The 12,908-nt window shown below is 61.9% G+C and carries 10 protein-coding genes; 4 read left to right on the top strand and 6 right to left on the bottom strand.

Annotation, left to right across the window (positions count from 1 at the left end):
• Nucleotides 1-116: 116 nt before the first annotated feature.
• Together ACJ8IP_RS04210 and ACJ8IP_RS04205 are read left to right on the top strand one after the other, a co-directional pair.
• On the top strand, nucleotides 117-944 hold the full coding sequence (locus tag ACJ8IP_RS04210; RefSeq protein WP_046687100.1) for an AraC family transcriptional regulator: 828 nt from the start codon (nucleotides 117-119) through the stop codon (nucleotides 942-944).
• Nucleotides 945-1,042: 98 nt separating this feature from the next.
• Nucleotides 1,043-2,011 (top strand): DMT family transporter, encoded by a 969-nt coding sequence (locus ACJ8IP_RS04205; RefSeq protein WP_089194789.1) that lies wholly within the window; start codon nucleotides 1,043-1,045, stop codon nucleotides 2,009-2,011.
• A gap of 27 nt (nucleotides 2,012-2,038) precedes the next feature.
• On the opposite strand, the gene fusA is transcribed toward ACJ8IP_RS04205, so the two are convergent.
• Both fusA and ACJ8IP_RS04195 read right to left on the bottom strand, forming a co-directional pair.
• A complete protein-coding gene (gene fusA, locus ACJ8IP_RS04200; protein WP_164106238.1) occupies nucleotides 2,039-4,144 on the bottom strand; it encodes an elongation factor G in 2,106 nt (701 codons plus the stop codon).
• A 248-nt stretch (nucleotides 4,145-4,392) separates the two neighbouring features.
• Nucleotides 4,393-4,641 carry a glycine zipper domain-containing protein gene (locus ACJ8IP_RS04195; protein ID WP_004938127.1) on the bottom strand — a complete coding sequence of 83 codons (249 nt, stop codon included), beginning with the start codon at nucleotides 4,639-4,641 and terminating at the stop codon, nucleotides 4,393-4,395.
• A gap of 221 nt (nucleotides 4,642-4,862) precedes the next feature.
• Here ACJ8IP_RS04195 and ACJ8IP_RS04190 point away from each other — a divergent pair, with 221 nt between their 5' ends.
• Complete coding sequence (locus ACJ8IP_RS04190; protein WP_089191801.1) at nucleotides 4,863-6,359, top strand: alpha/beta hydrolase; 1,497 nt, start codon at nucleotides 4,863-4,865, stop codon at nucleotides 6,357-6,359.
• A gap of 45 nt (nucleotides 6,360-6,404) precedes the next feature.
• Here ACJ8IP_RS04190 and ACJ8IP_RS04185 read toward each other — a convergent pair whose 3' ends face one another.
• The 4 genes from ACJ8IP_RS04185 to ACJ8IP_RS04170 form a co-directional block, all read right to left on the bottom strand.
• Nucleotides 6,405-6,950 (bottom strand): cysteine hydrolase family protein, encoded by a 546-nt coding sequence (locus ACJ8IP_RS04185; protein WP_033650334.1) that lies wholly within the window; start codon nucleotides 6,948-6,950, stop codon nucleotides 6,405-6,407.
• Between the two features lie 219 nt (nucleotides 6,951-7,169).
• A complete protein-coding gene (locus tag ACJ8IP_RS04180; protein WP_047575113.1) occupies nucleotides 7,170-8,207 on the bottom strand; it encodes an ABC transporter ATP-binding protein in 1,038 nt (345 codons plus the stop codon).
• The gene (locus ACJ8IP_RS04175) at nucleotides 8,204-9,787 is read right to left on the bottom strand and encodes an ABC transporter permease (protein WP_033643166.1); all 1,584 of its coding nucleotides are present in this window, start codon (nucleotides 9,785-9,787) and stop codon (nucleotides 8,204-8,206) included. Before ACJ8IP_RS04175 ends, ACJ8IP_RS04180 begins: the two co-directional genes overlap by 4 nt.
• 33 nt (nucleotides 9,788-9,820) lie before the next feature.
• On the bottom strand, nucleotides 9,821-10,837 hold the full coding sequence (locus tag ACJ8IP_RS04170) for an iron ABC transporter substrate-binding protein (RefSeq protein ID WP_033650336.1): 1,017 nt from the start codon (nucleotides 10,835-10,837) through the stop codon (nucleotides 9,821-9,823).
• 438 nt (nucleotides 10,838-11,275) lie between these two features.
• Here ACJ8IP_RS04170 and ACJ8IP_RS04165 point away from each other — a divergent pair, with 438 nt between their 5' ends.
• On the top strand, nucleotides 11,276-12,868 hold the full coding sequence (locus tag ACJ8IP_RS04165) for an ABC transporter substrate-binding protein (protein ID WP_442524319.1): 1,593 nt from the start codon (nucleotides 11,276-11,278) through the stop codon (nucleotides 12,866-12,868).
• Nucleotides 12,869-12,908 lie beyond the last annotated feature (40 nt).

The following is a 12,908-nucleotide window of genomic DNA, read 5'->3' as shown; positions in this document are numbered from 1 at the left end:
CTACGCCGAATGGCGCCGATCGTCCAGGCGAGGGGCACGAAAGGACCAGGGCGGCTACTCAATCGGCGATGTTTTGGCTATGCTGAGCAGATTGTCAGCACGGATGAGGAGGTCGGGTGCAAGGGGTTCCACAACAGTTTCCGTTCGAGAAGGATTGCGCGCAGTTCCGGCATTTGTCGCATCTGCCCGGCGTCGAACTCTATCAGGCGCACATTGAGCGCTATGCCTTCGAGCCGCATACCCATGACGCCTTCGCCATCGGCACCGTGGATACCGGGGCGGAGCGTTTTCGCTATCGCGGGGCGCAGCATTTAGCGGCGCCGGGCGCGCTGGTACTGATGAACCCGGACGAGCTGCACACCGGCGAAGCCGAAACGCCGGGCGGTTGGTGTTACCGCATGCTCTATCTGGCGCCCGAGGCGCTGGAGCAGCTGTCCGGCGATCGGAGCCAGTGGTTTACTGATGCGGTGCGCCACGATCCGCGGGCGGCGCAGCGCCTGTCCGCCATTCTCGCCGCGCTGTGGCAAACCGACGATCCGCTTATGCTCGACGGCCTGCTTTTGGAAGCGGTGGCGTTGCTGCAACCGCACATCCGCACAGGGCGCCGGGAGAAAGCCGAGGCGGCGCACCGTTTCGAGGTGGTGAAAAGCTACCTGCACGATAACTTCGCCGAGGCCATAACGCTCAACCAACTGGCCGAGCTGGTGTCGCTCAGCCCGTACCATTTCCTGCGCAAGTTTAAGGCCGAATATCACGTCTCGCCGCAGCAGATGCTGATGGCGATCCGGCTGTCGCAGGCCAAACGCATGCTGGAGCGCGGCATGCCCGCCGCACAGGTGGCGGCGGCGGCGGGGCTGACCGATCAGGCGCACCTGACGCGCGCCTTCGCCAACCGTTACGGCGTCACGCCAGTGCGTTTCCAGAAACAGGTGAAATTGGGCTAAAACAGCAACCTGCTACAATAATTCCTCCCCGCGTTTTCGTTACTCTGCCGCTGTCTTGTCGGGCGGGTTGGCCGCACCGGCCGTTTGTCGGAGTCGTTATGTTCATTGGCGTTGTGTTTGCCCTGGCCGCCGGGCTGATGTGGGGATTGATTTTCGTCGGTCCGTTGCTGGTGCCGGACTATCCCGCCGCGCTGCAGTCCACCGGGCGCTATCTGGCCTTTGGGCTGATCGCCTTGCCGCTGGCGTGGTTCGATCGCCGCCGCCTGCATAAGCTGCGGCGCCAGGATTGGTGGGAAGCGCTCAAGCTGACGGCTATCGGCAATCTGCTGTACTACCTGTGCCTGGCCAGCGCCATTCAGCGCACCGGTGCGCCGGTGTCGACCATGATCATCGGCACCTTGCCGGTAGTGATCGCCATTTGCGCCAATCTGTTTTACGGCCGGCACGACGGGCGCCTGGCCTGGAGCAAACTGGCGCCCGCACTGCTGTTGATCGTCTGTGGATTGGTGTGCGTGAACGTCGCCGAGCTGCGCGGCAATGCGGTGCCGATCGACGGCTGGCGCTATCTCAGCGGTCTTGGGCTGGCCGTGTTGGCGGTGGCGTGCTGGACCTGGTTCCCGCTGCGCAATTCACGCTGGCTGCGGGAGAATCCGACGCAGCGTCCGGCCACCTGGGCCACGGCCCAAGGGCTGGTGACGCTGCCGCTGGCGCTGCTGGGCTATCTGGCGGTCTGCGGTCAGTTGGCGTTGAGTGAGCCGGCGTTCGCCTTGCCGTTCGGCCCGCGCCCTGAGGTGTTTATCCCTCTGATGCTGATCATCGGCGTGTTCTGCTCCTGGCTGGGGGCGCTGTGCTGGAACGAAGCCAGCCAGCGGCTGCCGACGGTGTTGGTGGGGCCGCTCATCGTGTTCGAAATTCTGGCGGGGCTGGCGTATACCTTTCTGTTGCGCCAGGCCTGGCCGCCGCTGCTGACGCTGGCGGGCATCGTCTGTCTGATCGCCGGCGTGGTGTACGCCATGCGCATCAAGCCGCAGCCGGTGGTGGTGGCGCTGGAGGACAAGCCGAGGTGACGCCCGCCGTGGCGGCGGGCGTAAGGGTTAACGCTTGCTGTGGTGAATGATCTCTTCGGCCACGTTGCGCGGCGTTTCGGCGTAGTGGCTGAATTCCATGGTGTAGGTGGCGCGGCCCTGCGACATCGAACGCAGGGTGGTCGAGTAGCCGAACATCTCGGACAGCGGCACCTTGGCGCGAATTTCCTTGCCGCCGCCGCCCGGGATCTCTTCCATGCCCTGCACCAGACCGCGGCGTGAGGAGAGATCGCCCATCACGTTGCCGGCGTAATCCTCCGGCGTTTCCACTTCCACCGACATGATCGGCTCGAGGATCACCGGATCCGCCAGGCGGCAGGCGTCCTTGAAGCCGAAGATCGCCGCCATGCGGAACGCCTGTTCCGACGAGTCGACGTCATGGTAAGAACCGAAGGTCAGGTGCACCTTGACGTCCACCACCTGATAACCGGCCAGCACGCCGTTATTCAGCGCCTCAAGCACGCCTTTTTTCACCGCCGGGATAAACTCGCCGGGAATGACGCCGCCCTTGATCTCATCGAAGAACTCGAAGCCTTTGCCGGGTTCGTTCGGCTCGACGGTCAGCACCACGTGGCCGTATTGCCCTTTACCGCCGGATTGGCGCACGAACTTGCCTTCCACGTCGGCCACCCGTTTGCGGATGGTTTCGCGGTAAGACACCTGCGGTTTGCCGGTGGTGGTCTCCACCCCGAACTCGCGGCGCATGCGATCGACGATAATCTCCAGGTGCAGCTCGCCCATGCCGTAGATAATGGTTTGGCCGGATTCTTCATCGGTGCGCACGCGGAACGACGGATCTTCCGAAGAGAGCCGCTGCAGCGCGATGCCCATTTTCTCCTGATCGCCCTTGGTCTTCGGCTCGATCGCCTGGGCGATCACCGGCTCGGGGAAGGTCATGCGCTCCAGCGTAATGATGGCGCCGGGATCGCACAGCGTATCGCCGGTGGTGACGTCCTTCAGGCCGACGCAGGCGGCAATGTCGCCGGCGTGCAGTTCGTCGATGTCCTTACGATCGTTGGCGTGCATCTGCACGATGCGGCCGATGCGCTCCTTTTTGCCCTTGATTGGGTTATAAACGCTGCTGCCTTTGGCCAGCACCCCGGAATAGACGCGCACGAAGGTGAGTTGGCCGACGAACGGGTCGGTCATCAGCTTAAACGCCAGCGCCGAGAATTTTTCGTTGTCGTCGGCTTTGCGAGTGATGATTTCATCGTGTTCGCCGTGGCCCTCCATCGGCGGCACGTCGAGCGGCGAGGGCATCAGCTCAATCACCGCGTCCAGCATGCGCTGCACGCCTTTGTTGCGGAACGCCGATCCGCACAGCATCGGCTGGATTTCGCCGGCGACGGTGCGCACCCGCAGCCCGTGAACGATCTCCTCTTCGCTCAGCGGCACCTGATTGAGGTATTTCTCCATCAGTTCTTCCGACGCTTCGGCGGCCGCTTCAATCATGTTTTCACGCCACTCCTGCGCCGATTCGCGCAGGTCGGCCGGGATCTCTTCGAAGCTGAAGTTCATGCCCTGCGAGGCTTCGTCCCACAGAATGGCTTTCATCCGCACCAGGTCCACCACGCCGCTGAAGCGGTCTTCGGCGCCGATAGGAATAACGATCGGCACCGGGTTGGCTTTGAGGCGCTCGATCATCATTTTGCGCACGCGGAAAAAGTCCGCGCCGATGCGGTCCATCTTGTTGACGAACGCCAGCCGCGGCACTTTGTATTTGTTGGCCTGGCGCCAGACGGTTTCCGACTGCGGCTGGACGCCGCCCACCGAGTCATAGACCATGACGGCGCCGTCCAGCACGCGCATCGAGCGCTCCACTTCAATGGTGAAATCGACGTGCCCGGGGGTGTCGATGATATTGATGCGGTGCTGCGGATAATTATGCTGCATGCCGTTCCAGAAGCAGGTAGTGGCCGCCGAGGTGATGGTGATGCCGCGCTCTTGTTCCTGCGCCATCCAGTCCATGGTCGCCGCGCCGTCATGCACTTCGCCCAGCTTGTGGCTGACCCCGGTGTAAAACAGAATCCGCTCGGTGGTGGTGGTCTTGCCGGCATCGATATGCGCGGAGATGCCGATATTGCGGTAACGTTCGATAGGGGTGGTGCGAGCCATAATCAACCTTTCTTAGCCGCGTGAAGGAGAGCGGCTTAAACAGCATGGATAATGATGATAATCCTCATAGGGTTATCCGCCGGATCGCAGAGCCTTGCTCTGGTCACAAACTAATCGTAGTTGAAGGCGTTGGTTTTTTTAAGCGATGGTTGTGATAGATGAAAGTTTGCACGCACAACGGCGCCGGCGCAGAAAAGGGCGAAAAAAAGGCCCGTAACGGGCCTATTGTCGAACGGCGCATCCGCCGCTTATTTGCGTCCCAGCAGGAAGCCGAAAACGATGCCGACTGCCGCCGCAACGGCCACGCCGGCCAGCGGGTTGGCTTCCACCTGCGTTCTTACGCTGTCCGCTGCGTCACGGGCGGCATAGCTGGCCTGGGAGGCGTACTTGCGCGCCGCGCCGCGTACCTGATGCTCCGGCGAATCGACGGCTTTACCAAACGCTTCTTCTACCGCGCCTGCGGCTTCATTGGCTTTGTCTTCCGCTTTACCAAACATGCTGCTCTCCTGTTCCTTGTGGGTTAACGAACTCTAAGCCTAGCAGGTGAACGGCGTTTTTTGCAGCATTCTGTGCGTTATAAGATCAATCCGAGCAAAGAAAAGTCTTTCCATACGCACGGCGTCGGCTTCACCCGCGCGTTTTTTTATGTTCTATTGGCTAGCGGTTTAACCGAGTATCGTTACCCTTTGACCGATTCGTTGAGTTGAAAGGACTCCCCATGTCAGTACTGCGTATTCTGGCGCTGCTCGCCGCGACCGCCGCCGCGTTGCCCGCCCAGGCCAAACCTGCGGCTCACGGCGCGGCGCCCGAGAACGGCGTTCGTTGGCAATCTTGTCTCAACAGCGGCTTTCAGCGTTGGTTCGATGAAGCGCCGCCGGCGGGGCTGCGCTGCGGCTACCTCGACGTGCCGTTGGTTTACGCTACGCCTCCCGCCCATTCGGCGCAGGCGGGGGAACCGACCGTGCGTCTGGCGCTGACCCTGCTGCCCGCCACCGGGCCGAAAAAGGGCAGCGTCGTGGTGATCAGCGGCGGGCCGGGCCTGCCGGGGATCAATCCTTATCTCGGCAACGACGCCCACGTCGCCAAACTGCGTAAATCCTACGACATCATCGGTTACGATCCGCGCGGCGTCGGTCAATCGACGCCAAAAATTTCCTGCCAGGTGGCCGAAGGTGACGAACTCCCTGAACCGGACGACAACGACGTGGCCGGCGCGGAGAACCAGACGCGCACCCTGATCGCCGCCTGCATCAAACAGACCGGCGCGGACGTGCTGCAACACATCGGCACCGACGAGGCGGTCAACGATCTGAACGCGATCCGCCATGCGCTGGGCGAACCGGGGCTGACGGCGGTGGCGTACTCGTACGGCACCAAGGTGGCGGCGCTGTATGCCGAACGTTTTCCGAAGAAAACGCGCGCGCTGGTGCTGGACGGGGTGGTGGATCTGGCGGAGGACGATTTCACCCAGCGCATGAATCAGGAGCGAGGCTTCCAGCAAAGTTTCCTGCGTTTCGCCGCCTATTGCGGAAAAACCGACAGCTGCCAGCTTGGCGGCGGCGCCAATCAGGCGCTTCAGCGTTATCACGCTTTGCTGCGCAAGCTGCATGAGCAGCCGTTCGTCACTGCGGCGGGCTATGAGATCTCCGCCGACGATGTGCTGACGGTGACGCGTTCGCTGCTGTTGTGGCCGGAGCGCTGGCATGAACTGGCCACCGTACTGCGTCAGCTCGATGCCGGCATCGCCGGGCAACAGGTTTCCGATCTGATCGACGAAAGCTATTCTCCGGATGCCGATGATGCCCTGAACGTCATCACCTGCGCCGACGTCGCCAACCCAACGGCCGATCCGCAGCTGTTGCGCAGGCAGCGGCAGGAGATCAATACCGCCGCTTTATATGCCCACTATCTGCCGCTGCACGAGTATCCGCTGGAAATGTGCGATCTGTGGCCGTACCGCGGCAAAGATCGGCCGCACATGCCGGTGGCGTCCGCCGCGCTGCCGCCGCTGCTGTTCGTCGCCCAGCGCTACGATCCAACCACGCCGTACCGCAATGCCCAGGTGATGGCCTCGGCCTTTAAAAGCCCGCTGATCACCCGCGAACGCGACGGACATACGTTGGCGCTGAACGGCATCGACAGCTGCGTCGACGAAAGCGTGGTGGAGTATCTGCTGGCGCCGAAAAAGCCGCGCCGCGACAAGGTTTGCCGCTGAGGAGGCCGGGCGTTGGCCCGGCCTGACAGGCAAATCGCGCGTGTTTTAGAATTTCACCTCTTCCGCCAGCGCCAGCGTCACGAACGGCCCCGACAGGGTCTGGTTATGGTGACGAATAATGGCGTCGGCGCCGAGCGCCGCCGTGTCCGAACAGCTATGGGCATCGGCGGCCAACACCAGGTCAAATCCCAACTCCGCGCCGCGCCGACACGCGGTGTCTACGCAGTATTGCGTTTTCATTCCCGAAATCACCAACCGACCGATGCCGGCTTGCTTAAGCCGCTCCGCCAGGCCAGTCCGGTAAAAACAGCTGGGATGGGTTTTATCGATGAACCAGTCGGCTTGCGCATCGGTGTCGAGATCGGGGTGAACTTGCCACAGCGGACTGTTTACGGCGATAGGTGAACCTGCCGGGCCGGTGTGGCGAATAAACACCACGAGCGCATTCGCCACGCGTGCGGCGCGTATCAACGCATGGGTCTTCGCCAGAAGGGTTTCGGCGGCGAACGGGGGATCGTCCGGCGAGGCGAACAGGCCGACTTGCATGTCGATAACCAGCAGGGCGCTGCGCGGTGCGGGGATAGTTGGCATAGGTCTTCTCCGTAATGAAATTGCCGGCGGGCACGGAGAAATAAAAAACCCCGGCCATGGCTGGCGGGGCTTGGGGATACGTCGTTAGCTGTTGCGCACCCGTGCAGCCCGCCATTGCGTGGCGGTTGCGGTGGTGGTGGTGAGGGCGTGCGCGATGCGATTCATGCCATTGATAATGCGCGGTGGCGAGGGGAACGTCAAGGGTCGCTCCCCACACTCTCAGCCGGTGAAAATATGCGCTTGCCCCATCACGTTGAGACTGACCTGCGCCCCGGGCCGCAGGCCTTCGCGGCTGACGGTTTTGATCTCGAGCTGCGCGCCGTCGGCGGCCATTTGCAGATTGAGGGTGGAGACGAAGCCGGCGAAATCGATGCCGGTGATCACCGCCTGGCCACGCTGCGCCGGATCGGACAAACCGATTTGAATCTGCTCCGGACGCAGCATGATGCGCGCCGAGCCGCTGCGTTGGCGATCGTCGACGGCGATGCGCCCCAATGCGCAGTCGGCCCAGCCGTGCGCCAGCTCGGCGGTCAGCACCAGCGTTTCGCCAAGGAAACTGGCGGTCGGTTCATCGACCGGGCGTAGATAAAGATCCTGCGGCGCGCCCACCTGCGCCAGCCGACCGTTGCGCATGACCGCCACCTGATCGGCGAACGACAGCGCCTCGCTCTGATCGTGGGTGACCAGGATCGACGCGACTTTGGCCTCCGTCAGCAGTTCGGCCACCGCTTTGCGGGTGGCGGCGCGCAGGCCGGTATCCAGTGCCGAGAACGGCTCATCCAGCAACATCAGCCGCGGTTGCTGCGACAAGGCGCGCGCCAATGCGACCCGCTGTTGCTGTCCGCCGGACAGCTCGTGCGGCCACAGGGCGGCCAGGCGACGATCCAGCGCCACCATTTCCATCAGCGCCTCGATGCGACGCTGTTTCTCGCGCTTGCTGCCTTTGAGGCCAAAACCGATGTTGCCGGCGACGGTAAAGTGCGGGAACAGCGCGCCATCCTGCGGGACGAAGCCGATGCCGCGCAGGTGCGCCGGCACCCAGCCGCCGCCGTTGCCCATCGCTTGCCCCTGCAGCAGAATTTGTCCGCCGTCGGGGATTTCAAAACCGGCGATGATGCGCAGCAGGGTGGTTTTGCCGGAGCCGGAAGGGCCGACGATCGCTGTGCGGCTGCCGGCGGCAACCTGCAGGTCGATGTGTTCCAGCACCCTGATGGCATTGTAAGATTTTCCGATACCGTGCAGTTCGAGCGTGCTCATAGTCCCGCCGTACGTTTAGATTGAGAGTAAAGAAGCCAGGTGAGCGGCAGCGACAGCGCCACCATAATCAGCGCATAAGGCGCGGCGGCGACATAGTCTATCTCGCTGGTCAGCGCCCAGAAACCGGTGGCCAGCGTGCGGGTGCCGTTCGGCGCCAGCAGCAGCGTGGCGGTCAATTCATTGGCGATCGCCAGGAACACCAGCGCGGCGCCTGCGGCGGCGCCCGGTGCCGCCAGCCGCAACGTGGTGCTCCACAGCGCCTGCGCCGGCGACTTGCCCAGGCTGCGCGCCACGTTTTCCAATTCCACCGGCGCCTGCGCGATGCCGGCGCGCAGGTTGATCAACGCTCGCGGCATAAACATCAGCAGATACGCCAGCAGCAGGGTGATTTCGGTTTGGTAAATCGGCCGGAAGCTGTGAATGGTGATGGTCACCAGCGCCAGCGCCACCACGATGCCGGGCAGCGAACTGGTCACGTAGTTGCAGCCTTCCAGCACCCGGTACAGGCGGGCCGGATAGCGCACCGACAGCCAGGCCATCGGAATGGCGCACAGCGTAATCAGCAGCGCGCCAGAGGCGGACAGCGACAGCGTTTGCCACAGCGCGGGCCACAGATCGGCGTTGCGCCATACGTCGAGGCCGCCCAGCCACAGCCAGCGGACCAGGGTGATGAAAGGCACGCCCAGCGCCAGCGCGGTCAGCGCGATCGGCAGCAGCAGCGCCAGCGCGGCGAGCGGCGCTGACAGGCGACGCGGCGTTTGGCTGCGGGCGCTGCCGGAACCGACGCGGGCATAGCGCGCGCGGCCGCGGCTTATCGCCTCAAGCAACAGCAGCCCCAGGCAGCACAGCACCAATACGCCGGCCAGCATGTTGGCCGCCGGGCCGTTGAAGGTCGACTGGAACTGATCGAAGATGGCGGTGGTGAAGGTATCGAAACGGATCATGGCGTACAGGCCGTACTCCGCCAGCAGGTGCAGCGCGATCAGCAGCGAACCGCCCCAGACCGCCAGCTTCAGCTGCGGCAACACCACGCGGAAAAACACCGCCGGCGGCCGGGAGCCGAGCGAGGTGGCGACGTCTTCGATACCGGGATCCAGACGGCGCAAGACCGCGGCGGCCGGCAGGTAGATAAACGGAAAATAGGCGAGCACCGAGATGAAAACGCCGGCGCCCAGGCCGTGCATCGACGGCACCAGACTGATCCAGGCATAGCTTTGCACAAAGGCCGGCACAGCCAGCGGCGCGGTCGCCAATACCGCCCAGAGACGGCGGCCCGGCAGCGTGGTGCGTTCGGTCAACCAGGCCAGGGCCACCCCCAGCACGGCGCAGATCGGCAGCGTCAGCACCACCAACAGCAGGGTATTCAACAGCAGTTCCGCCACGCGCGGGCGGAAAACCAGAGCTTTGACCGTTTGCCAGCCGGTTTCAAACGCCACGCCGATAACGAATCCCAGCGGCAGCAGCGCCAGCAACGACAGCAACACGGCGCAGGCCACCACGATCGGCCCCGGCCGCGGGTGACGAGGGATAGTGGAATAACGCCGCGCGGTCTGCGCGGCGTGGGTACTCAGGTTTGACATAACGATCAAAAACTCTCGGTTTGCCGGCGGGCCTTACAGCAGGCCGGCCTCTGTCATCAGTTCGACAACTTTCTTACTGTTCAACTGCGCGGCGTCTACCTTCGGCGCGTCCAGATCTTTCAGCGGCACCAGTTTCGGGTTGGAAGCCGCACCGACGCCGACGGCGTATTCGAAGGCATTATTGGTGCGCAAGATCTCCTGGCCCTGTTTGCCGGTGATCCACTTGATGAACGCCTGCGCCTGCTGCTGATGCTTGCTGGAAGCCAGCACGCCGCCGCCGGAGATGCTGACGAATGCGCCCGGATCCTGATGTTTGAAGTAGTACAGCTTGATGTTTTTGCTGTTCTCGCCGGTTTTAGCGCCGTCGACGAACGGGTAGTAATGATAGATCACGCCGCTGTCGATCTGGCCGGCATTGACCGCTTTCATCACCGTGCTGTTGCCTTTATAGGCGGTAAAGTTGGTTTTCATCGCTTTCAGCCAGTCCAGCGTTGCTTTCTCGCCTTTCAGCGCCAGCAGCGCGCTGACGATCGCCTGGAAATCGGCGCCCGATGGCGAAGCGGCCCAGCGGCCTTTCCATTCCGGCTTGGCCAGATCCAGCAGCGACTTCGGCAACTGCGCGTCGGTCAGTTTGGCCGGGTTATAGACGAATACGGTAGAGCGGGCGGCGATGCCGATCCAGCGGCCGTGGCTTGGGCGATATTGCGGCTCTACCTGGGCCAGCGTGGCGGCGTCGAGCGGGGCGAACAGCTTGGCGTTATCCACCAACACCATCGCCGGGGAGTTTTCCGTCAGGAACACGTCGGCAGGCGATGCGCTGCCTTCCTGCACCAGCTGATTGCCCAGTTCGCTGTCGCCGCCGTTGCGCAGCGTGACTTTGATGCCGGTGTCTTTGGTAAAACCGTCGACCCAGGATTTCACCAGATTTTCGTGCTGGGCGTTGTAAATAACGATGCCTTGGTCGGCGGGAGCCGCCTGAGCGCCGAAGGCCAGCATCATCGAGGAGGCGAGCAGGGCCACGGGGCCGAGGGATGAAATACGCAGCTTCATGCAGTTATCCTTTTTAGCGTTCGAATGAGGAAAACGAATATCGCCTGGCAAGCGCAAGCAGCCCGATTTTAGCCAAGAACATCCATAATGATAGTGAAAACGATTCGTATTAAATTATTTTTGACGATCGCTCACAAAATGAATTGCCCTAAGGATACGTTAAGCTTCGGCTGGAATAATCTGTACTGATTGCCCGCATTATTTCTCTCTCTGCTTTCAAGATGTTGGTTCGGCCATGCCGGCCCTTGCACCCGCTCTGTTGCTTATCGCCATCCTTTATCCAGTACTTCTTTGATAATGAAAGAAATTCAACACCGCTTTTGGTTATGACTCATAGCGATTAATGATTTAATTTATTCCACTGCCACATTGCATATTGAACGCGATAAAACACTCATCAGGGATATCGACGTGAAATATTCATTCAATGGCAAGAAAATGGCTGGTTTAATCCTCCTGACTTTAAACGCTACGATCGCTCACGCGGCGGAGGTGCCGGCGGGCGCTAAACTGGCGCCGGTACAGGAATTGGTGCGCGCCAACGGGTATGAACCGGCGACGCTGGATCCGAACCTGGCCGAGAGCAATGTGGAGTTCTACATCTTCAACGATCTGTTCGAAGGTCTGCTGCGAGTCGGAAAAGAGGGCGAAGTGATCCCGGCGCTGGCGCAGAAATGGGAGCACCAGGGCAACGTCTGGACTTTCCATCTGCGGCCGCAGGCCAAATGGTCGAACGGCGATCCGGTGACCGCCGACGATTTCGTTTACAGCTGGCGGCGCCTCACCGATCCGAAAACCGCGTCGCCGTACGGCAGCTATCTGGCCTCGGCCTATGTGCTGAATGCGGCGGCGATCAACGCCGGCAGCAAACCGCCGAGCGAGCTGGGCGTTAAAGCGCTGGACGCGCACACCTTGCAGGTGACGCTGTCTGAGCCCAACGCCTACCTGCTCAAACAACTGGTGCATTTTCCGGTTCTGCCGGTCAACCGCAAGGTGGTTGAGCAATACGGCAAAAACTGGACTCAACCGGCGCATTTTGTCGGCAACGGCGCGTTTCGTCTCAGCGAGTGGGTGGTGAACGAAAAAGTGGTGGTGGAACGCAATCCGCAGTATTGGGATAACGCCAACACCGTGCTCAACAAGGTGACCTTCCTGCCGATTCAGGGGTTCCCGGAGGTGGCGCGTTTCCGCGCCGGCGAGGTGGAGTTGGGCTATACCACGCCGCCGGAACTGTATCAGCAGCTGAAAAAAACGCTCGGGGATCAACAGCTGGTGACCTATCCGCTGCTCTCCACCAGCTATTTCGCCTTCAATAACCGGCAGACGCCGTTTAACGACGTGCGGGTGCGCCAGGCGCTGAACCTGGCGCTGGACAAAGAGATTATCGCCGGCAAGGTGCTGGGATACGGCCAGCAGCCGGCCTGGACCTTTACCCCAACGGGGGCGGGCGGCTATCGCCTGCAGGCCGGCGCTGCGGCCGGTTTGACGCCGGAACAACGCCACGCCCAGGCGAGACAGTTGTTGGCGGAGGCCGGTTTCAACGCCGAGCATCCGCTGCGCTTTACCGTGTTGTACAGCAATGACGCCACCATCAAGAAGATCGTCATCGCCGCCGCCGCCATGTGGAAAAAGAACCTCGGAGTGGAGGCCGGCATGCAAAGCCAGGAGCGTAAAGTGACGCTGGATAATATCAACCGCGGCCAGTACAGCGTAGCCTTTACCCGCTGGCTGGCGGATTACGACGATCCTTCTACCTTCCTGAATGTGTTCCGCGCCGACAGCAGCGAGAACAGCCCCAAATACCGTAACCCGGAATACGATCGCATTCTGCATCAGGCGACGGCGGCGCCGACACCGCAGCAGGTGCAGCAGTATTTCCAGCAGGCCGAGGCGGTGCTGGCCGTCGATACGCCGGTCGCGCCGGTGTACTACGAAGCCAACGCCACGCTCATCAAACCCTACGTCAAGGGGATCGACTTCACCCGACAGGGCGCCCTATACGATAAAAACGTCTACATTCTCGCGCACTGATAAATAAAAAAACGGCTGATTTATATCAGCCGTTTTTATA

This window comes from Serratia sp. CY52157 (assembly GCF_052168495.1).
In the GTDB taxonomy this organism is placed as follows: Bacteria; Pseudomonadota; Gammaproteobacteria; order Enterobacterales; family Enterobacteriaceae; genus Serratia; species Serratia ureilytica.
This window is presented reverse-complemented; position numbering and strand designations above follow the sequence as displayed.